The sequence below is a fragment of the Microbacterium oleivorans genome (genome assembly GCF_001691565.1).
Classification (GTDB): Bacteria; Actinomycetota; Actinomycetes; order Actinomycetales; family Microbacteriaceae; genus Microbacterium; species Microbacterium oleivorans_B.
Genome location: NZ_MAYO01000003.1, coordinates 427,598 through 447,978, shown reverse-complemented (window position 1 = coordinate 447,978; position 20,381 = coordinate 427,598). Strand labels below are relative to the sequence as shown.

General features: G+C 71.2%; 22 protein-coding genes. All 22 read left to right on the top strand.

From position 1 onward, the window contains the following. Positions 1-26: 26 nt before the first annotated feature. Positions 27-866: an ABC transporter ATP-binding protein gene (locus BBA86_RS04920; protein ID WP_065570549.1), complete on the top strand. Its 840-nt coding sequence runs from the start codon at positions 27-29 to the stop codon at positions 864-866. Further along, entirely contained in the window at positions 863-1,891 is a 1,029-nt protein-coding gene (locus BBA86_RS04915) for an aliphatic sulfonate ABC transporter substrate-binding protein (protein ID WP_065570548.1), read from the top strand. The genes BBA86_RS04920 and BBA86_RS04915 overlap by 4 nt, the downstream gene beginning before the upstream one ends. Positions 1,892-1,893: 2 nt before the next feature. Then, positions 1,894-2,718, top strand: coding sequence for an ABC transporter permease (locus BBA86_RS04910; RefSeq protein ID WP_065570547.1), 825 nt, complete (start codon positions 1,894-1,896; stop codon positions 2,716-2,718). Beyond that, positions 2,715-4,730 carry an acetate--CoA ligase gene (gene acs / locus BBA86_RS04905; protein ID WP_065572185.1) on the top strand — a complete coding sequence of 672 codons (2,016 nt, stop codon included), beginning with the start codon at positions 2,715-2,717 and terminating at the stop codon, positions 4,728-4,730. The genes BBA86_RS04910 and acs overlap by 4 nt, the downstream gene beginning before the upstream one ends. A gap of 45 nt (positions 4,731-4,775) precedes the next feature. Further along, entirely contained in the window at positions 4,776-6,113 is a 1,338-nt protein-coding gene (locus BBA86_RS04900) for an O-acetylhomoserine aminocarboxypropyltransferase/cysteine synthase family protein (protein ID WP_065570546.1), read from the top strand. Then, the gene (locus tag BBA86_RS04895) at positions 6,110-6,688 is read left to right on the top strand and encodes a CoA-binding protein (RefSeq protein WP_065570545.1); all 579 of its coding nucleotides are present in this window, start codon (positions 6,110-6,112) and stop codon (positions 6,686-6,688) included. Before BBA86_RS04900 ends, BBA86_RS04895 begins: the two co-directional genes overlap by 4 nt. Positions 6,689-6,796: 108 nt before the next feature. Continuing rightward, on the top strand, positions 6,797-7,051 hold the full coding sequence (gene rpoZ / locus BBA86_RS04890) for a DNA-directed RNA polymerase subunit omega (protein ID WP_064002061.1): 255 nt from the start codon (positions 6,797-6,799) through the stop codon (positions 7,049-7,051). 116 nt (positions 7,052-7,167) lie between these two features. Then, positions 7,168-8,361 (top strand): methionine adenosyltransferase, encoded by a 1,194-nt coding sequence (gene metK / locus BBA86_RS04885; RefSeq protein ID WP_065570544.1) that lies wholly within the window; start codon positions 7,168-7,170, stop codon positions 8,359-8,361. A 5-nt stretch (positions 8,362-8,366) separates the two neighbouring features. Then, positions 8,367-10,316 carry a hypothetical protein gene (locus BBA86_RS04880; RefSeq protein ID WP_065572184.1) on the top strand — a complete coding sequence of 650 codons (1,950 nt, stop codon included), beginning with the start codon at positions 8,367-8,369 and terminating at the stop codon, positions 10,314-10,316. A gap of 8 nt (positions 10,317-10,324) precedes the next feature. After that, positions 10,325-11,257 carry a methionyl-tRNA formyltransferase gene (gene fmt, locus BBA86_RS04875; protein WP_065570543.1) on the top strand — a complete coding sequence of 311 codons (933 nt, stop codon included), beginning with the start codon at positions 10,325-10,327 and terminating at the stop codon, positions 11,255-11,257. Further along, positions 11,254-12,609, top strand: a complete 1,356-nt coding sequence (locus BBA86_RS04870; RefSeq protein ID WP_065570542.1) for an RsmB/NOP family class I SAM-dependent RNA methyltransferase — start codon at positions 11,254-11,256, stop codon at positions 12,607-12,609. The genes fmt and BBA86_RS04870 overlap by 4 nt, the downstream gene beginning before the upstream one ends. 15 nt (positions 12,610-12,624) lie before the next feature. Next, positions 12,625-13,308: a ribulose-phosphate 3-epimerase gene (rpe, locus tag BBA86_RS04865; protein WP_065570541.1), complete on the top strand. Its 684-nt coding sequence runs from the start codon at positions 12,625-12,627 to the stop codon at positions 13,306-13,308. Between the two features lie 56 nt (positions 13,309-13,364). Continuing rightward, positions 13,365-13,628 carry a phosphoribosyl-ATP diphosphatase gene (locus BBA86_RS04860; RefSeq protein WP_018186764.1) on the top strand — a complete coding sequence of 88 codons (264 nt, stop codon included), beginning with the start codon at positions 13,365-13,367 and terminating at the stop codon, positions 13,626-13,628. A gap of 46 nt (positions 13,629-13,674) precedes the next feature. Next, positions 13,675-14,517: an ATP phosphoribosyltransferase gene (gene hisG, locus BBA86_RS04855; RefSeq protein ID WP_065570540.1), complete on the top strand. Its 843-nt coding sequence runs from the start codon at positions 13,675-13,677 to the stop codon at positions 14,515-14,517. Position 14,518: 1 nt separating this feature from the next. Continuing rightward, on the top strand, positions 14,519-15,283 hold the full coding sequence (gene hisF / locus BBA86_RS04850) for an imidazole glycerol phosphate synthase subunit HisF (RefSeq protein ID WP_065570539.1): 765 nt from the start codon (positions 14,519-14,521) through the stop codon (positions 15,281-15,283). Further along, positions 15,280-15,639, top strand: a complete 360-nt coding sequence (gene hisI / locus BBA86_RS04845) for a phosphoribosyl-AMP cyclohydrolase (protein ID WP_065570538.1) — start codon at positions 15,280-15,282, stop codon at positions 15,637-15,639. The genes hisF and hisI overlap by 4 nt, the downstream gene beginning before the upstream one ends. Continuing rightward, positions 15,636-16,220, top strand: coding sequence for a Trp biosynthesis-associated membrane protein (locus BBA86_RS04840; RefSeq protein ID WP_065570537.1), 585 nt, complete (start codon positions 15,636-15,638; stop codon positions 16,218-16,220). Before hisI ends, BBA86_RS04840 begins: the two co-directional genes overlap by 4 nt. A gap of 93 nt (positions 16,221-16,313) precedes the next feature. Next, positions 16,314-16,541, top strand: a complete 228-nt coding sequence (locus tag BBA86_RS04835) for a DUF6704 family protein (protein WP_065570536.1) — start codon at positions 16,314-16,316, stop codon at positions 16,539-16,541. Between the two features lies 1 nt (position 16,542). Next, entirely contained in the window at positions 16,543-17,319 is a 777-nt protein-coding gene (gene trpC, locus BBA86_RS04830) for an indole-3-glycerol phosphate synthase TrpC (RefSeq protein ID WP_065570535.1), read from the top strand. Further along, positions 17,316-18,575 carry a tryptophan synthase subunit beta gene (trpB, locus tag BBA86_RS04825; RefSeq protein ID WP_065570534.1) on the top strand — a complete coding sequence of 420 codons (1,260 nt, stop codon included), beginning with the start codon at positions 17,316-17,318 and terminating at the stop codon, positions 18,573-18,575. The genes trpC and trpB overlap by 4 nt, the downstream gene beginning before the upstream one ends. Then, positions 18,572-19,372, top strand: a complete 801-nt coding sequence (gene trpA, locus BBA86_RS04820; RefSeq protein WP_065570533.1) for a tryptophan synthase subunit alpha — start codon at positions 18,572-18,574, stop codon at positions 19,370-19,372. Before trpB ends, trpA begins: the two co-directional genes overlap by 4 nt. A 10-nt stretch (positions 19,373-19,382) precedes the next feature. Then, entirely contained in the window at positions 19,383-20,354 is a 972-nt protein-coding gene (gene lgt, locus BBA86_RS04815) for a prolipoprotein diacylglyceryl transferase (protein ID WP_065570532.1), read from the top strand. Positions 20,355-20,381 lie beyond the last annotated feature (27 nt).

Below are 20,381 nucleotides of genomic sequence, written 5' to 3'. Positions count from 1 at the left end.
GCCGCGGGGTCCGGGAAGCTGGACCCATGTCCGCCGTCCTCACCGCCTCCGACGCCGTCCGGAGCACCCCGGCACCGCGTGGTGCCGTGTCTCTGTCGGATGTCAGACGGACCTTCGCGGGCGCGACGAGGGCAGTCCCGGTCCTCCGTGGCGTCGATCTCGACATCGAGCCCGGTGAGATCATCGCGGTCGTGGGGCCCTCGGGATGCGGGAAGTCGACGCTGCTCCGGCTTCTCGCGGGGCTCGATGCCCCGTCCGCAGGATCGGTGACCGTCGACGGAACGCCGCTGCGCGACACCGACGAGCGCACCGCCGTCGCCTTCCAAGAGCCGCGCCTGCTGCCGTGGCGCACCATCACCCAGAACGTCCAGCTCGGGATGCCGCGCGGCACGGCACGTGCCGACGCGTCCGCGCGCGTCGCCGAGCTGCTGGATCTCGTCGGTCTCGCCGGCGCCGCCTCGCTCCGTCCGCGTGAGGTGTCGGGCGGCATGGCCCAGCGTGCGTCGCTCGCGCGCGCCCTCGCTCGCGGTCCCGAGGTGCTCCTGCTCGACGAGCCGTTCGGAGCGCTGGACGCGCTGACCCGGCTCCGGATGCAGGACCTGCTCCTCGACATCCATTCCGCCGAACCCACGACCGTCGTCCTCGTGACGCACGACGTGGAGGAGGCCCTGTATTTGGCAGATCGCGTGCTCCAGCTGCGCGCGATCGATTCCGACTCCGAGGACTCCTCGATCGCCCGCGTGATCGAGGTCCCCGGCATCCGCCCCCGTGACCGCGCAGATCGCGGCTTCACGGACCTCCGCGCCGAGCTCCTCGACGGACTCGGCGTCGACACCCACCGCTCAACCCCTCAGGAGACCCGATGAGCACCGTCATCCGCCGCACCGTTCCCGCCCTCGCCGTGGGTGCCGTGGTGATGCTCATGGCCACGGGCTGCCTCGCGGGCGAGAACGCGAGCTCGACCTCCGATGGCGCGAGCGCCGGATCGTGGTCGACCGACTCACTCTCGATCGACTTCGCGACCTACAACCCGCTCAGCCTCGTCGTGAAGGACCAGGGGCTCATCGAGAAGGCTCTCGGCGACGACGTCGACGTCGAGTGGACCCAGTCCGCCGGGTCGAACAAGGCGAACGAACTCCTCCGCGCCGGCGCCCTCGACGTCGGTTCGACCGCCGGCTCGGCCGCGCTCCTGGCCCGGGCCAACGGTTCGCCGATCAAGGTCATCGACGTCTACTCGCAGCCCGAGTGGTCGGCCATCGTCGTCGGGCCGGACAGCGACATCACCTCCGTCGCCGACCTCAAGGGCAAGAAGATCGCCGCGACGAGCGGAACCGACCCGTACTTCTTCCTGCTGCAGGCACTCGAGACCGAGGGCCTCAGCGTCAAGGACGTCGACGTGCAGAATCTGCAGCACGCGGACGGGCGCGCAGCCCTCGACGGCGGCTCGGTAGACGCGTGGGCGGGCCTCGACCCGATCATGGCAGCGGCAGAGGTCGAGTCGGGCGACAAGCTCATCTACCGGAACGTCGACTTCAACTCGTACGGCTTCCTCAACGCCACGGAGGAGTTCCTCACCGACCACGAGGACGTCGCGCAGGTCGTCGTCGACGCGTACGAAGAGGCCCGCACGTGGGCTCTCGCACACCCCGATGAGACCGCGGCACTCCTCGCGAAGGTGGCCGGCATCGACCCGAAGGTCGCGACGACCGTCATCGGCGAGCGCTCGAACCTCGACGTCAGCGGCATCCCGGGCGACGCTCAGCTCGCCGTCCTCAAGAAGATCGCCCCCGTCCTCGTCGACTCCGACGCCGTGACCGGCGGGCAGAGTGCCGTGGACGCGGCCCTCGACTCGATCATCGAGCCATCCTTCGCCGAGAAGGCGGCGGGCTGACGATGACGGCATCCGTCGACACGACCGCCACCGCCGCAGCGCCTTCGGGCGTCGCGGCGGTGCGGCCGTTCTGGTCTCGGACGAGCGTCCGCATCGTCGGGGGACTCGTCGTCCCGTTGGTCGTTCTCGCGCTCTGGCAGGCCGTGACGGGGCTCGGGCTCATCCCGACCTATCGTCTGCCGGCGCCGGTCGACGTCGTGGGCGCGGCGATCCAGCTCGCCGACGGTGGCGCCTTGTGGACCCACGTCGCGATCTCGGTGCAGCGCGTCGTCCTCGGGTTCGTGTTCGGATCGCTCGTCGGATTGGCGGTCGCGGCCGTCGTGGGGCTGACGCGCTCCGGTGACGTCCTGCTGAGCCCTATCCTGGCGGCGTTCCGCGCGATCCCCTCACTTGCACTCGTTCCGCTCCTCCTGCTCTGGATGGGAATCGGCGAGGACTCGAAGGTGACCCTCGTCGCCATCGGCGCGTTCTTCCCGCTGTTCACGACGGTCGCGGGCGCTCTACGGCACGTCGATCCGCACCTGGTCGAGATGGGACGCTCCTTCGGCCTCCGCGGCTGGGACCTGTTCCGCTCGGTGCAGCTCCCCGCCACCGTCCCCGCCCTGATCTCGGGGCTTCGCCTCGCACTCGCGCAGGCCTGGCTCTTCCTGGTCGCCGCCGAACTCCTCGCGGCGTCGATGGGCCTCGGATTCCTTCTCACCGACGCCCAGAGCACCGGCCGCGTCGACCGCATCTTTCTCGCCATCGTCATCCTGGCGGCGCTGGGGACTCTGTCGAACGCGCTCGTCACCCTGCTCCAGCGCCGTCTGCTGAGGAGATGGGCATGACGGGTCACTCCGCTGAGGAACTCCGCCTCGTCGAGACGCGTGCGTACCCCGCCCCGTCGGCGTTCGCCGCGCAGGCGAACGTGTCGCACGGCACGTACGCGGATGCCGCGGCCGATCCGATCGCGTTCTGGGAGGACGCCGCCCGGCGGCTCGACTGGCAGACGCCGTGGCACACCGCCCTCGATTGGCGCCCTCCCGTCCGTTCCGCGGAAGGCGACCTGTCTATCCCCGCCGCCCGATGGTTCGACGGCGGCACCCTGAACGTCGCGGCGAACTGCGTCGACCGTCACGTCGGGGCCGGGCGCGGCGAGAAGGTGGCCCTGTACTTCGAAGGCGAGCCGGGCGACCGCACCGCGGTCACCTACGCCGACCTCCGGCGCCGGGTGTCGCAGGCCGCGAATGCGCTCATCGCCCTCGGCATCCAGCCCGGCGACCGCGTCGTCGTCTATTTGCCCGTCCTCATCGAGACGGTCGTCATCGCGCTCGCCTGCGCCCGCATCGGCGCGGTGCACTCGCTCGTGTTCGGCGGGTTCTCGGCCGAGGCCGTGCGGTTCCGGCTCGAGGACACGGGCGCGAAGCTGCTCGTGACGAGCGACGGTCAGTTCCGGCGCGGGGGAGCGGTCGAGGTGAAATCCGCCGCCGACACGGCGGCCGCAGGCCTGCCCGCGCTCGAGCACGTGCTCGTCGTCCGGCGCACCGGGAGCGACGTGGCCTGGACGCCCGGCCGCGACGTCTGGTGGCACGACGTCGTCGACACGGCATCGGCCGTCCACGAGGCGGCGGCGTTCGACGCGGAGCACCCGCTCTTCATCATCTACACGTCGGGCACGACCGGAAAGCCCAAGGGCCTCGTCCACACCTCGGGCGGGTACCTCGCGCACGCGAGCTGGGCCCACTGGGCGCACTTCGACGCGAAGCCCGACGACGTCCACTGGTGCACCGCCGACCTCGCGTGGGTCACCGCCCACACCTACGAGATCTACGGGCCGCTGTCGAACGGCCTCACGCAGGTCATCTACGAGGGCACCCCCGACGCGCCCCACCGGGAGCGCCACCTCGAGATCATCGAGCGGTACGGCGTGACGGTGTACTACACGGCGCCCACCCTCATCCGCACCTTCATGACCTGGTTCGGCGACGACCTCCCCGAGGGACACGATCTGTCCAGCATCCGCCTCCTCGGCACCGTCGGCGAGGCGATCAACCCCGCCGCGTGGGCGTGGTTCCGGCGCGCCTTCGGGCGCGACGAGGTCCCCGTGGTCGACACCTGGTGGCAGTCCGAGACCGGGGCCGCGATGATCGCGCCGCTTCCGGGCGTCACGACGCTGAAGCCGGGTTCGGCGAGCGTTCCGTTGCCCGGGATCGACGCCGCGGCGGTCGACGCCGACGGACGCGAGGTCGAGCCGGGGCGTTCGGGAACGCTCGTGGTGCGACGTCCGTGGCCGGGCATGGCGCGCACCGTGTGGGGGAGCCCCGAGCGATACCGCGACTCGTACTGGTCGACGTATGCCGGGCACGGCGACCACGGCGGCTACTACGTCGCCGGCGACGGGGCGACCCGCGACGCCGACGGCCACATCTGGATCCTCGGGCGCCTCGACGACGTGGTGAACGTCTCGGGTCACCGGCTGTCGACGATCGAGATCGAATCGGCGCTCGTCGCGCACGCCTCCGTCGGCGAGGCGGGAACCACCGGAGTCGTCGACCCGATCACCGGTCACGCCGTCGCCGCGTTCGTCGTCCCCTCCGGGGCGGGGGAGCCGGATGCCGCCGCCCTCCGCGCGCACGTCGCCCGCGAGATCGGCCCGGTCGCCAAACCCCGTCACGTGGTCGTCGTCCCCGACCTCCCCAAGACCCGCTCCGGCAAGATCCTCCGCCGGCTCCTCGCCCAGCTGTGGGAGGCCGAGCAGGACCGCCGCGCCGGACGCGAGCCCGCACCCCTCGGCGACACCACGTCGCTCCAGAACCCCGACGCCGTCGACCGCATCGCCGCTGCACTGGCTGCGGCCTGACCCGCCGCATTCACTCCGCGGGCACCCATCCGCCAGAAAGAGATCATGACTGACGAACACCGCTTCGGCTTCCGTACCCGCGCGCTCCACGCCGGCGGCACCCCCGATGCCGCCACCGGTGCCCGCGCGGTGCCGATCTATCAGACCTCGTCCTTCGTCTTCGACGATGCGACGGATGCCGCGAACCTGTTCGCGCTGCAGAAGTACGGCAACATCTACTCGCGGATCGGCAACCCGACGGTCGCGGCACTCGAGGAGCGTCTCGCATCGCTCGAGGGCGGCATCGGCGCGGTGGCGACCGCGTCGGGGATGAGTGCGGAGTTCATCACGTTCGCCGCGCTCGTCGGCGTCGGCGACCACGTCGTCGCCTCGGCGCAGCTCTACGGCGGCACCGTCACGCAGCTCGACGTGACGCTCCGCCGGTTCGGCGTCGACACGACCTTCGTCGCCTCGAGCGACCCGGCCGACTACGCGGCGGCGATCCGTCCCGAGACCAAGGTGCTCTACGTCGAGACGATCGGCAACCCGTCAGGTGAGATCGCCGACATCGAAGGTCTCGCCGACGTCGCCCACGCCGCCGGCATCCCGCTCGTCGTCGACTCGACCCTCGCGACCCCGTACCTCGCGCGCCCGCTCGAGCACGGCGCGGACATCGTCATCCACTCGGTGACCAAGTTCCTCGGCGGACACGGCACGACCCTCGGCGGCGTCGTGATCGAGAAGGGGACGTTCGACTGGGGGAACGGCAAGTTCCCGCAGATGACCGAGCCGGTCGCCTCGTACGGCGGCATCAAGTGGTGGGACAACTTCGGCGAGTACGGCTTCCTCACGAAGCTTCGGAGCGAGCAGCTTCGCGACATCGGCGCGGCCCTCAGCCCGCACTCGGCCTTCCTGCTGCTGCAGGGCATCGAGACCCTGCCCCAGCGGATCGACGCGCACGGCGCGAATGCGCGGATCGTGGCGGAGTGGCTGGACTCCGACCCCCGCGTCTCGTTCGTCACGTGGGCCGGCCTGCCGGATCACCCCCACCGACAGCGCGCTGAAAAGTACCTCCCGCTCGGGCCGGGCTCGGTCTTCGCGTTCGGTGTGAAGGCCGGGGACGACGCCTCGAACGAGGACGACCGTGTCGCGGCGGGACGCCGGGCGGGGGAAGCCGTCATCGACGCGCTGCAACTAGCCTCGCACCTCGCCAACATCGGCGACGCCCGCACGCTCGTCATCCACCCCGCCTCGACGACGCACCAGCAGCTCAGTGCGGATCAGCTCGTCGCCGCCGGGGTTCCCGCCGACCTCATCCGCATCTCGGTCGGTCTCGAAGACCCCGAGGACATCGTGTGGGACCTCGATCAGGCCCTCACCGCCGCGACAGGAGTGACCCGATGACCGACGCGAACACCTGCGCCGTACCGCAACCCGCTCCGACCGAGGGAGCCGCGTGCGCGCTGCCCGGCACGACGCCGGCCACGGATCCGACTCGGACGTGGCCCGCCGCCGGTCCGCAGGAGAGGTTCGAGATCCTCCGCCGGGCGAAGACGATCGCGATCGTGGGCGCCTCCGACAACCCGGCGCGCGCGAGCTACTTCGTCGCCACCTACCTGAGCGGCAGCTCGCCGTACGACGTGTACTACGTCAACCCGCGGGCGACCTCGATCCTCGGCAGGCCCGCCTACGCGTCGCTCGCCGATCTGCCCGTCGTCCCCGACATCGTCGACGTCTTCCGCAAGCACGACGACCTGCCCGGCGTCGCGCAGGAGGCGGTGGATGCCGGTGCCTCGACCCTCTGGCTGCAGCTCGGCTCGTGGCACGAGGGCGCCGCGAGGATCGCCGCCGACGCGGGGCTGTCGGTCGTCATGGACCGGTGCGTCAAGATCGAGCACGCCCGCTTCCACGGCGGTCTCCACCTGGCGGGGTTCGACACCGGGGTCCTCAGCTCGAAGCGGCAGCTGCTCAGCCGTTGATGCGCTTCGCGTCGGCCGGGCGCCGCGACCTGTAGACTGAGAGGATGCCGCGCCGCGTCCGCGCGCGTTCCGGCAGACATCTCTCCTCACCGATTCTGGAGGACCACCATGGCCAACCGTGACCAGGGCATCATCGACCCGCCCATCGACGCACTGCTCGACAAGGTCGACTCGAAGTATCAGCTCGTCATCTACGCATCCAAGCGCGCGCGTCAGATCAACGACTACTACTCGGACCTCCACGAGGGAAACCTGTTCGACAACGTGGGCCCGCTCGTCGACTCGAACGTCGAGGACAAGCCCCTGACGATCGCCCTTCACGAGATCCACGAGGACAAGCTGCGCCTCCGCGCGGCCGAGTGACCCCGACTTCATGACCTCGGCGCCACACGGCGTCATCCTCATGCCCGCGAGCCCCCCGTGTCGGGGGCCGCGGGCATGATGGTTTGCACACCCCCGATCCGCCCTCTGGAGGACCGATGAGCGCGCTGCGCCTGTTCACGTCGGAGTCTGTGACCGAAGGTCACCCCGACAAGATCTGCGACCAGATCTCCGACAGCATCCTCGATGCGCTCCTCGCCGTCGACCGCGGCAGCCGCGTGGCCGTCGAGACGCTCGTCACCACCGGCCTCGTGCACGTCGCGGGCGAGGTTCGCACCGACGGATACGTCGACATCCCGGGAATCGTCCGCCGCGTCGTGAACCGCATCGGCTACACCTCGTCCGAGACCGGCTTCGACGGCGACTCGTGCGGTGTGACGGTGTCCATCGGCGAGCAGTCGGGCGACATCGCCGCGGGCGTCGACAACGCGCTCGAGCACCGCGAGGGCGGTTCCGTCGATCCGGTCGACGCGCTCGGCGCGGGGGACCAGGGCATCATGTTCGGCTACGCGACGAACGAGACCCCGTCGTACATGCCGACCGCGATCTGGACGGCGCACCGTCTTGCGGAGCGCCTCACGGACGCGCGTCGCAGTGGCGCACTTCCCTTCCTGCGCCCCGACGGCAAGACCCAGGTGACGCTCGGCTACGACGGCACCACACCGCGCACCGTCGACACGGTCGTCCTGTCCACGCAGCATCACCCCGACATCTCGCTTCCCGCGCTACGCGCCGCGGTGCAGGCCGAGGTCATCGATCCCGTCCTCGCGCAGACCGGGCTCGACGTGTCGGACGTCCGCTACGTCATCAACCCCGCCGGCCCCTTCGTCGTGGGCGGCCCGAAGGGCGACGCGGGCCTGACCGGACGCAAGATCATCATCGACACCTACGGCGGCGCCGCCCGTCACGGCGGCGGGGCCTTCAGCGGCAAGGACCCGTCCAAGGTCGACCGCTCGGCGGCGTACGCGATGCGCTGGGTCGCGAAGAACGCCGTCGCGGCGGGGCTCGCCGATCGCCTCGAGGTGCAGGTCGCCTATGCCATCGGGCGTGCCGCCCCCGTCGGGTTGTATGTCGAGTCGTTCGGCACGGGCCACGTCTCGGACGAGAAGATCACCGCCGCGATCCGGGAGTCGTTCGACCTCCGGCCGCAGGCGATCATCGATGACCTCGATCTCCTGCGCCCCATCTACGCGCAGACCGCCGCATACGGACACTTCGGGCGCGAACTGCCCGAGTTCACGTGGGAGCGCACGGACCGCGTCGACGCCTTGCGGACCGCCGCCGGGCTCTGACGCCCGTGATCCCCGTCGCGCGGATCCTCCTCGATTCGCCGGTTCCTCAACTCGATCGACTCTTCGACTACGCCGTACCGAGCGCCCTCGACGCCGACGCCCAGCCGGGCGTGCGGGTGAAGGTGCCGCTGCGCAGCGCCGGACGGATGATCGAGGGCTGGGTGATCGAGCGGGCCGAGGTCGAACCCGGCGGGCGGCCGCTGTCCGAGGTGGCGGCCGTCGTCTCGCCGGTGCCGGTGCTCCCGGCATCCCTCTACGCACTGGCGCGGCGTGTCGCCGATCGCGCCGCCGGCTCAGCGAGCGACATCCTGCGCCTCGCGGTACCGAAGCGGATGGTGCGGGCCGAGAAGGCCTGGCTCGCCACAGATCCGCCCGAGGCGCCGCAGGTGGATCCGGATGCCGCGACCCGCGCGCACGCGCTCGCCTCGCCCTACCCGGGGCTCGCCGACGCCGTCCTGTCGGGGGAGCGGATCGCGATCGACGCCCCGCCGCACCCGACTCCCGGAGCTCTGCGGGGCGCCTGGGCGGACCTGCTCGCCGGCCTCGCCGCGCTCGTTCTGGAGAGCGGTCGGAGTGCGCTGCTCGTCGTCCCCGACCACCGCGACCAGGCGCAGCTGCTCGACGCCCTCGCGGCTCTCGTTCCGGGCGACGCCGTCATCCGCGACGATGCCCGGCGCTCCGGACCCGAGCGGTACGCGACGTACCTCCGGATGCTGAGCGCCGCTCCCTGCATCGTCGTCGGGAACCGGTCCACCGTGTACGCGCCCGCCCACGATGTCGGCGCCGTCTTCGTCTGGGACGACGGCGACACGTTGCTCGCCGAGCCGCTCAGTCCGGGGGTGCACGCACGGGACGCCGCTCTCGTCCGTCAGGAGGAGGAGCACTCCGCGCTCGTCTTCGCCGGCCACACCCGCACGACCGACGTCGAGCGTCTCGTCCAGCTCGGGTGGGTGCGGGAGTTCCCCGCGACGCGCCGGGTCAGTCCGCGGGTCGTCTTGTCGGCCACGCACGAGGCTGAGCACCGCGGCGCGCGGGTCCCCTCGGCCGCCTTCGGCGCGGCGCGGGAGGCCCTGCAGCACGGGCCGGTCCTCGTCCAGGTCGCTCGCCCCGGCTATTCGCCCGTCCTCGTCTGCGCGGAGTGTCGCACCCCCGCCCGATGCCGGCACTGCTCCGGCCCGCTCCGTGCCCGCCGCCCCGGCGCGACGCCGGACTGCGGGTGGTGCGGCAGGTCGGCGCCGAACTGGACGTGCGCCAACTGCGCCGGGACGCGCTTCCGGATGGCGTCGTCGGGCAGCGAACGGACGGCGGACGAACTCGGTCGGGCGTTCCCCGGCATCCGTGTCATCGTCGCCGACGGCGATCACCCCGTCGCATCGGTCGACGGCCGGCCGGCCCTCGTGATCGCCACGCGCGGCGCGGAGCCCGCAGCGGAGGGCGGCTACCGCGCCGTCATCCTCCTCGACGGCGACAAGATGCTCATGGCCGAGCAGCTGCGGATCGGCGAATCGTGCCTGCGCTGGTGGTCGAACGCGGCGGCGCTCGCGGCTCCCGGCTCGCCCGTCCATCTCGTCGGTGTCACGGGACCCGTCGCCCGTGCGCTGGCGACGTGGACGCACGCCGCCTACGCCCGCGCCGAGCTCGCCGATCGAGCGCCGCTGCTCATGCCCCCGACCGTTCGGGTCGCCGCCATCGAGGGGGCTGCGGCCAGCGTCGATCGGTCCCTCGCGGAGTTGCGTGAGGCGCTTCCCGACCTCGGTCCGCTGTCGGTGCTCGGGCCCGTGCCCACCGACGACGGCGCGCGCGCCCTCGTCCGGGTGGACTACGCGCACGGCCGCGCCGTCGCCGAGCAGCTGCGGGCCTCGGTCGTGGCGGACGCGGTCCGCGGTCGACGCCGGGGTCCGGGTCCCCGGACTACACTCAGGGTTCGGCTCGATGTGCCCGAGCTCGATCTGTGAGGACCTGCATGCGCGTCGTTTTCGCCGGAACCCCCGAACCGGCCGTCCCCTCCCTCCGCGCCGTCGCGGCCTCGTCGCACCAGGTCGTCGGCGTCGTCACGCGACGTGACGCGCCGATCGGACGCAAGCGCGTCCTGACGCCCTCGCCGGTCGCGGTCGCCGCCGAGGAGCTCGGTCTCCCGGTCATCAAGGCGGACCGTCTCGATGAGGCGGCGACGGCCGAGATCGCTGCGCTCGGCGCCGATCTCGGCGTCATCGTCGCCTACGGCGGGCTGGTTCGCGAGCCGCTCCTGTCGACGCCTGCGCACGGCTGGATCAACCTGCACTTCTCGCTCCTGCCGCGCTGGCGCGGCGCAGCGCCCGTGCAGCACGCGCTCATCGCCGGCGACCGGGTGACCGGCGCCGCCGTCTTCCGGCTCGTGCCCGCCCTCGACGCCGGTGACGTCTTCGCCGAGCTCCGCTACGACGTCCCGCGGGGCGCCACGGCGGGCGACGTGCTCACCGACCTGGCCGTGTCGGGTGCCGGACTCGTGTCGGGCGTCGTGGATGCGATCGCCGACGGCTCCGCGGTCGCGACGCCGCAGCACGGCGAGCCCACGCTCGCGCCGAAGCTCACGCAGGCCGACGGGGCGCTGGATCTGGCCGAATCCGCCGACCGCGTGATCGACCGTTTCCGCGGGACGACGCCCGAGCCCGGTGCCCACGTGTCGCTCGACGGTCAGCGGGTGAAGGTGCTCGCCGCCCTCCGCGGCCCCGACGCCGATCTCGAGGCCGGTCAGGTCGCGCTCGTCGGCCGTGACGTCGTCGCGGGCACGGGGGAGGGAACCGTCCTTCTCCGGACGGTCCAACCCGCCGGAAAGGGTGCGATGAACGCGGCCGACTGGTGGCGTGGACTCCGCTCCGACGACCCCCGGATCGACCTCCCCGGAGCGGCCTCGTGAGCGCCGCCCGCGACGTCGCGTACGCGGTCATCCGCTCCGTCGGCGAGGACGACGCCTACGCGAACCTGCTCCTGCCGCGCGAACTCGAACGCGCCCGACTGTCGACGGCGGATGCCGCTCTCGCCACCGAGCTGACCTACGGCACGCTCCGACGCGTCGGGACGTACGACGCGATCATCGAGATGGCGGCATCCCGACCCGTCTCGGGGATCGACGCGCCCGTCCTCGACGCCCTCCGACTCGGCACGCACCAGCTCCTCGCGACCCGCGTCCCCCCGCACGCCGCCGTCCACGAGACGGTCGACCTCGTCGGCCGCGTCGCGGGACGGCGCGCGACGGGGTTCGCCAACGCCGTCCTCCGCCGCGTGTCCGAACGGGATGAGGAGGAGTGGCTGACCCGCATCGAGGATGCCGCCCGCTCCGACGACGAGCGCCTGGCCGTCCGGTTCGCGCACCCCGTCTGGATCATCCGCGCCTTCCGGCGCGCGCTGGCCGCCGAGGGACGCGGTGACGAGCTGCTCGACCTGCTGGCGGCGGACAATGCGGCACCGACCGTGACCCTCACTGCTCTGCCGGGCGTCGGGTCGATCCCGGACGACGCGGAGCGCACTTCGTTCTCGCCGATCGGATTCCGTCTCGCCGGCGGCGACCCGGACCGCATCGTCCGCGGGTCGGGCGGTGCCGTCCGCGTGCAGGACGAGGGATCGCAGCTCGCGGCCCTCGCCCTCTCGCGTGCCGTGCCGGTCCAGGCGGGGGAGCGGTGGCTCGACCTCTGCGCCGCGCCCGGTGGCAAGACCGCCGTGCTGGCAGCCGAGGCCGCCGCGGGCGGGGCCACCGTCGAAGCGAACGAACTGTCGCCCGCTCGTGCCCGGCTCGTCCGCCAGTCGGTCGCCGCCGTACCTCTCGACGTGCCCGTGTCGGAGGAGGACGGCCGCACCCGCGCCGGTCGCGGGGTCTACGACCGGATCCTCGTCGACGCCCCCTGCACGGGGCTCGGCGCCCTCCGGCGCCGGCCCGAGGCGCGGTGGCGCAAAGCCCCGACCGACGTCCCCGAACTCAGCCAGCTGCAGACCGGACTCCTGACGGCGGCGGTCGACGCGCTCGCTCCCGGCGGCATCGTCGCGTACGTCACGTGCTCGCCCCACCTCGCCGAGACCGCGGGCGTCGTGGCCGAGGTCGAGCGTGGCTTCGGTGACGCACTCGTGCAGCTCGACACGCGGGCCGTGGTCCGGCAGATCGCCGGCGACGCGATCGACCTCGCCGAGCCGGCGGATGGATCGGGACGCGCCCAGCTGTGGCCCCACCGCCACGGCACCGACGCGATGTCGATCTGGCTGCTCCGGAAGAACTGATCCGGCACCGGGATAATGGCAGACGTGGCCGATTCCGACGTACGCATCAACCCCAGCATCCTCGCCGCCGACTTCGTGAACATGCAGGCGGAGCTCGCCCGCATCGCGTCGGCCGACTTCGTCCACGTCGACGTGATGGACAACCACTTCGTCCCGAACCTGACGTTCGGCCCGCAGATGGTCGAGCGGATCCAGGCGACGAGCCCCGTCCCTCTCGACGTGCACCTCATGATCAGCGACGCCGACCGCTGGGCTCCCGAGTACGCCGAGATCGGCGCGGCATCCGTCACGTTCCACCTCGAGGCCGCCGCGGACCCGGTCGGCCTGGCCCGCCGGCTCCGGCAGATCGGTGCGCGCGCCGGCGTCGCGGTGAAGCCCGCGACCCCCGTCGAGCACCTTTTCGACGTCCTCGACGAATTCGACCAGATCCTCGTCATGACCGTCGAGCCCGGCTTCGGCGGCCAGAGCTTCATGGCCGACCAGATGCCCAAGCTCCGCCGCCTCAGCGATGAGGCCCGCCGCCGCGGGTCGCAGCTGTGGCTGCAGGTCGACGGCGGCATCGGCGAATCGACCATCGCGCAGGCAGCGGATGCCGGTGCCGACACGTTCGTGGCCGGCTCAGCCGTGTTCGGTGCCGAGGACCCCGGAGCGGCCATCAGTGCGCTCCGGTCGGCCGCGGCATCCGCCCACCGGCACTGAGGCCCACGGTCGTCACGCGGACCGGCCGGGATCGGCGGGCCGGTACCCTGGAGGGTGTGAAGACCTTCGACGCACTGTTCTCCGAGCTGAGCGAGACCGCGGCGAGCCGTCCCGAGGGATCGGGCACGGTCGCGCAGCTGGACCGCGGCGTCCACGCCATCGGCAAGAAGATCGTCGAAGAGGCCGCCGAGGTCTGGATGGCCGCCGAGTACCAGTCCGACACCGAGACAGCCGAGGAGATCTCGCAGCTGCTCTACCACCTGCAGGTGATGATGCTCGCGAAGGGCCTGACGCTCGAGGACGTGTACCGACATCTCTGATCGGTCCCTCTCGTCGTCCGCCCACCTCCACACCGAAAGACGCTCCATGCTGCGCATCGCCGTCCCCAACAAGGGCATGCTCGCCGAGACCACCGCGGGAATGCTCGCCGAAGCCGGGTACACCGGTCGACGCGACCCCAAGGACCTGCACGCCATCGACCCCGTCAACGACGTCGAGTTCTTCTACCTCCGCCCCAAGGACATCGCCACCTACGTCGGCTCCGGAGCGCTGGACGTCGGCATCACGGGTCGCGATCTGCTGCTGGACGCCCGGATGCCGGGTGCCCGCGAGATCGAGAAGCTCGGCTTCGGCGGCTCGACGTTCCGGTTCGCCGGTCCTCCGGGACGCTTCACCGAGCTCGCCGACCTCGACGGACTGCGCGTCGCAACCGCCTACCCCGGCCTCGTGGACGCGTACCTCGACGACCTCGGCGTGGCCGTCGACCTCGTGCCGCTGGACGGCGCGGTCGAGTCCGCCGTGCAGCTGGGTGTCGCGGATGCCGTCGCCGACGTCGTCTCCACCGGGACGACCCTCCGCCAGGCGGGACTCGAGATCTTCGGGCCGGTGCTGCTGGAGTCCGAGGCGGTCCTCATCGGCGCGCCGACCGAGGCCGACGGCACCGAGACGCTCCTGCGCCGCCTGCGCGGCGTCATGGTCGCCCGGCGCTACGTCCTCATCGACTACGACCTGCCCGCGCACCTGGTCGACCAGGCGGTCGCCCTCGCCCCGGGGATCGAGTCGCCCACGATCTCGCCGCTGCGCGACCCCGACTGGGTCGCCGTGCGCGTCATGAGCCCGCGGAAAACGGTGAATCAGGTCATGGACGCCCTCTACGAGATCGGCGCGCGCGCGATCCTCGTGACCGCCATCCACAACGCGAGGCTCTGACGTGTCGCTCGTCAGCCGCGTGATCCCGTGTCTGGACGTGGCCGCGGGCAAGGTCGTGAAGGGCGTCAACTTCGAGAATCTGCGCGAGATGGGCGACCCCGTCGAGCTCGCGCGACGGTACTACGAGCAGGGCGCCGATGAGATCACGTTCCTCGACGTGACCGCCACCGTCGACGCTCGCGACACGACGTACGACGTCGTGCAGCGTACCGCCGAGCAGGTCTTCATCCCGCTCACCGTGGGTGGGGGAGTGCGCTCGGCTGAGGACGTCGCCCGGCTCCTCGGGGTCGGCGCCGACAAAGTGGGCGTCAACTCCGCTGCGATCGCCCGGCCCGGGCTCCTCGGCGAGATCGCCGACCGCTTCGGGGCGCAGGTGCTCGTCCTCTCCCTCGACGTGAAGCGCACCGACGGTACGCCGTCGGGCTTCGCCGTGACGACCCACGGCGGCCGCACCCTCACCGATCTCGATGCCATCGCCTGGGCGCGCGAGGCGATCGAGCGAGGCGCGGGCGAGCTCCTCGTCAACTCGATCGACGCCGACGGGACGAAGGACGGCTTCGACCTCGAGCTCGTCTCGCTCATGCGCGAGGTGTCCTCGGTCCCCGTCATCGCCTCCGGCGGGGCGGGGGATGCCGCGCACTTCGCGCCGGCGATCGCCGCCGGAGCGGATGCTGTGCTCGCGGCATCCGTCTTCCACTCCGGACAGCTGACCGTCGCGGACGTCAAGGACGCGCTCCTGCGCGGAGGGGTGGAGGTCCGCCGATGACCCGGTCGATCGAGGAGCGCATATCCCGCGTGGTCTACAACGCGGACGGCCTCGTCCCCGCCATCGTGCAGCAGCACGACACGCGCGAGGTGCTCATGCTCGGGTGGATGGATGCGGAGGCCCTCCGCCGCACGCTCACGGAAGGGCGCGTGACATTCTGGTCGCGCTCCCGACAGGAGTACTGGCGCAAGGGCGACACGTCCGGTCATGCGCAATTCGTGAAGGGCGTTCGACTGGACTGCGACGGGGACACGCTGCTCGTCACCGTGGAACAGGTCGGCGCGGCCTGCCACACCGGCGACCGCACGTGCTTCGACGCCGACGACCTCGACCCCGTCGTCGGCGAGTTCTCATGACCGAGGCGACCTCGCGGCGGACGCGGCTCACGGCCGTGCTCGCGATCCTGGTCGGCGGGGCCGTCGGCATCATCGGGTCGACGCAGACCTGGCTCGAGGCCACCGTGGACGACGGTTCCGCGGTCCCGATCCCGATCCCCGGAACGGACGCCCTCGCCGTCGTGGCACCGCTGAGCCTCGCAGCACTCGCCCTGGCACTCGCCCTCACGATCGTGGGACGCGTCCTCCGCTACTCCTTCGCGGTCATCGCGGTCGCCCTCGGCGCGGGCCTCGGGTGGGGGGCGTTCCGGATCGCCTCGCAGCGCCCCATCGACGCCGTCGCGGGACCCGTCACCGACGCGACGGGGCTGAGCGGCGCGCAGGGCATCGCCGGGATCGTGACAGAGATCACGGCGACGCCGTGGCCGGCGGTCACCGTGGCGGCATCCGTCCTCATCGTCCTCGGCGGAATCGTCGCGTTCGCGACCGCCCACCGCTGGACGAGCGCGGGCCGCAAGTACCGGACCGACCGCACGAGCGGACCCCGCGACAGCATCGACTCGTGGGACGACCTGTCTCGCGGCGAAGACCCGACCACCTGACCTGCGCGGGGCGGGGCAGTGTGCACGCCCCGCTAGACTGGTGGGGCGGCTCCGGCCGTGCAGAGAACCCATGCTTCGCATCGAAGGAGAACTATGAGCGGCATCGAGGACCCCGGCCACGGACACTCCCCGGCGGCATGGACGACGGTCATCATCATGCTCGTCGCTGTGACGATCGGCACCGTCTTCTTCTTCCTTGACATGCCGCTCATGGTCTGGCTCTCCGTCGTGCTCCTGGTCATCGGCCTGATCGTCGGCTACATCATGACCAAGGCCGGCTACGGCGTCGGTGGCTCGAAGACCGTCACGAAGCAGCACTGACGTGCTCGCCGACCTGATGGCCGGCGCGGTGGAGGATGCACGGGAGCGGGAATCGGTCCGACCCCTGGCGGTCGTCGAGAAGCTCGCCCTCGCGCAGCCTGCCGCGATCGACGCCCTCGCTGCTCTCGCGCCCGCAGACCGCGTCAAGATCATCGCCGAGGTGAAGCGCGCGAGCCCCTCTCGAGGCGATCTCGCCGATATCCCCGACCCTGCGCTCCAAGCGCGCCGGTATGAAGTGGGCGGGGCGTCCGCGATCTCGGTCCTCACCGAGGGGCGCAAGTTCAAGGGTTCGCTCGCCGATCTCGAAGCCGTTCGTGCAGCGGTCACCCTTCCCGTCCTCCGCAAGGACTTCGTCTCGACGCCCTACCAGGTGTTCGAGGCTCGGGCCGCCGGTGCAGATCTCGTGCTCCTCATCGTCGCGGGCCTGGAGCAGAAGGTCCTCGCCGAGCTCTACGCACTCATCATCGATCTCGGCATGACGCCTCTCGTCGAGACGCACTCGGCGGAGGAGTTGGCCCGGGCGAACGACATCGGCGCGCGCCTGCTCGGAGTCAACGCCCGCAACCTCTCCACGTTCGAGCTCGACCGAGATCTGTTCGGCAGACTCGCGTCCGACATCCCCGAGGGTGTGATCAAGATCGCCGAGTCCGCGGTCCTCGCACCCGCCGACGTCGCGCACTACCGTGCCGCGGGAGCCGACGTCGTCCTGATCGGCGAAGCGCTCGTCACGAACGACCCCGTGTCGACGCTCGCCGCCTTCCTGGAGGCAGGTTCATGAGTCTTCGCGCAGCTGCGGGTCCCTTCTTCGGCGAGTTCGGGGGGCGGTACATGCCCGAGTCCCTCATCGCCGCGATCGACGAACTGACGGCCGTGTACGAGGATGCCAAGGCGGACCCCGAGTTCGCCGCGGAGTTCTCCCGCCTGCTGAACGTGTACGCCGGGCGCCCTTCCGCCCTCACCGAGGTGCCCCGGTTCGCGGAGCACGCCGGCGGCGCGAGGGTGTTCCTCAAGCGCGAGGACCTTAATCACACGGGTTCGCACAAGATCAACAACGTCATCGGCCAGGCGCTCATCACGAAGCGTCTCGGCAAGAAGCGCGTGATCGCCGAAACCGGCGCGGGTCAGCACGGCGTCGCCACGGCGACCGCGGCGGCTCTGTTCGGGTTCGAGTGCACGATCTACATGGGCGAGGTCGACACCGAGCGGCAGGCTCTCAACGTCGCCCGCATGCGCCTGCTCGGCGCCGAGGTCATCCCCGTCACGACGGGCTCGCGCACGCTCAAGGATGCGATCAACGAGGCGTACCGCGACTGGGTCGCCTCGGTCGACACGACCAACTACATCTTCGGCACCGCCGCTGGGCCCCACCCGTTCCCCGCCATGGTGCGCGACTTCCAGAAGATCATCAGCGAGGAAGCGCGTCAGCAGCTCCTCGACGAGATCGGCCGACTCCCCGACGCGGTCGTCGCGTGCGTCGGTGGGGGGTCGAACGCGATCGGCATGTTCGACGCGTTCCTCGACGACGAGGGTGTCGCCCTCTACGGCGTCGAAGCAGCCGGCGACGGCGTCGACACGCCGAAGCATGCGGCATCCATCGAACGAGGTCGTCCCGGTATCCTGCACGGCGCGAAGACGTTCGTCCTGCAGGACGAGGACGGCCAGACGACCGAGTCGCACTCCATCTCCGCGGGTCTCGACTACCCGGGCGTGGGCCCCGAGCACGCCTGGTTGGCCAGCATCGGGCGCGCGCAGTACATCCCCGCCACCGACACCGAGGCCATGGAGGCCCTTCGCCTCCTGAGCCGGACCGAGGGGATCATCCCCGCCATCGAGTCCGCGCACGCTCTCGCCGGTGCGCTGCGGATCGGACGCGAACTGGGCCCGGACGGTGTGATCGCCATCAACCTCTCGGGCCGTGGCGACAAGGACATGGACACCGCCGCGCGGTGGTTCGAACTGTACGACGCCGACAAGGAGCCCGTCGAGGTCCCCGCCGACCCCGAGCACGGTAGCGGCGAAGGGGTCGAGCTGTGACGTCGCGCGTCGCGGCGGCGATCTCCGCCGCGAAGGATGCGGGACGAGGGGCGTTCGTCGGCTACCTGCCGATCGGCTACCCCGACCTGCAGACCAGCGTGGACGCCGCGGTCGCTCTCGCCGAGAACGGCGCCGACATCCTCGAGCTCGGACCGCCCTACTCGGACCCGGTCATGGACGGCGTCATCATCCAAGAGGCGACGCAGGCCGCCCTCGCGGCCGGGTTCCGCTTCCGCGACACCTTCACGGCCGTCCGCGCCATCGCCGAACGCGTGGACGTTCCCATCGTCGTCATGACCTACTGGAACCCGGTGTTCCAATACGGCGTCGACCGCTTCGCCGACGACCTGGCCGCCGCGGGCGGTGCCGGACTCATCACGCCCGACATCACCCCCGATGCGGCCGCCGACTGGATCGCCGCGTCGGAGCGGACGGGCCTCGACCGCATCTTCCTGGCAGCACCCTCCTCGACCGAGGAGCGACTCAGGATGATCGCGGAGCATTCCACCGGCTTCGTCTACACCGTCTCGACGATGGGTATCACGGGGGAGCGGGCGGAGTTGGATGCCGCGGCGCGCGCCCTCGTGGAACGCCTCCGCGCCCACGGGGTCGAGAACGCGTGCGTCGGGATCGGCATCTCCACTGCCGACCAGGTCGACGGTGTGCTCGACTACGCCGACGGTGCGATCGTCGGGACCGCTCTCGTCCGCGCGCTGCGCGACGGCGGGGTCGACGGGCTCGCGGCGACGGCGCGCGAGCTGTCGCAGGGCGCAGGACCGCACGCCGTCACCGCGTAGACTCGCCGTCGTGACTTCTGCAGCCCTCTCCGTCGTCGCGAGCATTCCCAGCCCGCCGATCAGTTCGTTCCCGCTCGGCCCGCTGACGATCCACTTCTACGCCCTCTGCATCCTGGCGGGCATCGTGGTCGCGACGTTCTGGACCAACCACCGCCTCACGAAGCGCGGCGCGGAGCCGTGGGTCGTCATCGACATCTGCCTCATCGCCGTTCCGTTGGCCATCATCGGCGCCCGCATCTTCCACGTCCTGACCCACCCGGGCTTCTACTTCGGCGAGGACAAGGACATCTGGGCGATCTTCCGGATCTGGGAGGGCGGCATCGCGATCTTCGGCGCCCTCATCGGCGGCGCCATCGGCGCGTGGCTCGGCTGCAAGTGGAGCGGCATCCGCTTCTGGAGCTTCGCCGACGCACTCGCGCCGGCGCTCCTGCTCGCGCAGGCGTTCGGACGCTTCGGCAACTGGTTCAACCAGGAGCTGTACGGCCTTCCCACCGACCTGCCGTGGGGCCTCGAGATCAGCTACCCGAACTCGGCATGGCCCGCGGGCCTCCCCGAGGGAACGCTGTTCCACCCGACCTTCCTCTACGAGGTCATCTGGAACGTCATGGGCGTCATCATCATCGCCGCGGCCGGTCGCCGGTTCCGGATGCAGTGGGGTCGCCTCTTCGGCCTGTACCTGGTGTGGTACTCGGCCGGGCGCGTCGTCTGGGAGTCCATCCGCATCGATCCGAGCGAGGTGTTCCTGGGGCTCCGCACCAACGTGTGGGCCGCGATCCTCGGTGTCGTCGTCGGTCTGGCCATCATGATCGTCCAGAAGCGGCGCCACCCGGGCTTCGAGCCGTCGCCGTACCAGCCCGGTCGCGAGTGGACCCCTCCGGGCGAGGTACACTCACAGGGAACCGATGACTTCGTGGACGTGAGCGCACCCCCCGCGTCCGAAGAATCCTCCGGTGGGGCCACAAGCTCCCTCACCACCCGATAGCACCGCAGGGCCGACGTCGTCCCAGGT

What these genes read in the sequence shown, in the direction of transcription:
- BBA86_RS04910 (WP_065570547.1), top strand. Translation starts at nt 1,894, where the DNA reads ATGACGGCATCCGTCGACACGACCGCCACCGCCGCAGCGCCTTCGGGC.
- metK (WP_065570544.1), top strand. Translation starts at nt 7,168, where the DNA reads ATGAGCGCGCTGCGCCTGTTCACGTCGGAGTCTGTGACCGAAGGTCAC.
- fmt (WP_065570543.1), top strand. Translation starts at nt 10,325, where the DNA reads ATGCGCGTCGTTTTCGCCGGAACCCCCGAACCGGCCGTCCCCTCCCTC.
- BBA86_RS04840 (WP_065570537.1), top strand. Translation starts at nt 15,636, where the DNA reads ATGACCGAGGCGACCTCGCGGCGGACGCGGCTCACGGCCGTGCTCGCG.
- hisI (WP_065570538.1), top strand. Translation starts at nt 15,280, where the DNA reads ATGACCCGGTCGATCGAGGAGCGCATATCCCGCGTGGTCTACAACGCG.
- trpB (WP_065570534.1), top strand. Translation starts at nt 17,316, where the DNA reads ATGAGTCTTCGCGCAGCTGCGGGTCCCTTCTTCGGCGAGTTCGGGGGG.
- BBA86_RS04915 (WP_065570548.1), top strand. Translation starts at nt 863, where the DNA reads ATGAGCACCGTCATCCGCCGCACCGTTCCCGCCCTCGCCGTGGGTGCC.
- rpe (WP_065570541.1), top strand. Translation starts at nt 12,625, where the DNA reads ATGGCAGACGTGGCCGATTCCGACGTACGCATCAACCCCAGCATCCTC.
- BBA86_RS04920 (WP_065570549.1), top strand. Translation starts at nt 27, where the DNA reads ATGTCCGCCGTCCTCACCGCCTCCGACGCCGTCCGGAGCACCCCGGCA.
- BBA86_RS04900 (WP_065570546.1), top strand. Translation starts at nt 4,776, where the DNA reads ATGACTGACGAACACCGCTTCGGCTTCCGTACCCGCGCGCTCCACGCC.
- hisG (WP_065570540.1), top strand. Translation starts at nt 13,675, where the DNA reads ATGCTGCGCATCGCCGTCCCCAACAAGGGCATGCTCGCCGAGACCACC.
- BBA86_RS04895 (WP_065570545.1), top strand. Translation starts at nt 6,110, where the DNA reads ATGACCGACGCGAACACCTGCGCCGTACCGCAACCCGCTCCGACCGAG.
- rpoZ (WP_064002061.1), top strand. Translation starts at nt 6,797, where the DNA reads ATGGCCAACCGTGACCAGGGCATCATCGACCCGCCCATCGACGCACTG.
- acs (WP_065572185.1), top strand. Translation starts at nt 2,715, where the DNA reads ATGACGGGTCACTCCGCTGAGGAACTCCGCCTCGTCGAGACGCGTGCG.
- BBA86_RS04835 (WP_065570536.1), top strand. Translation starts at nt 16,314, where the DNA reads ATGAGCGGCATCGAGGACCCCGGCCACGGACACTCCCCGGCGGCATGG.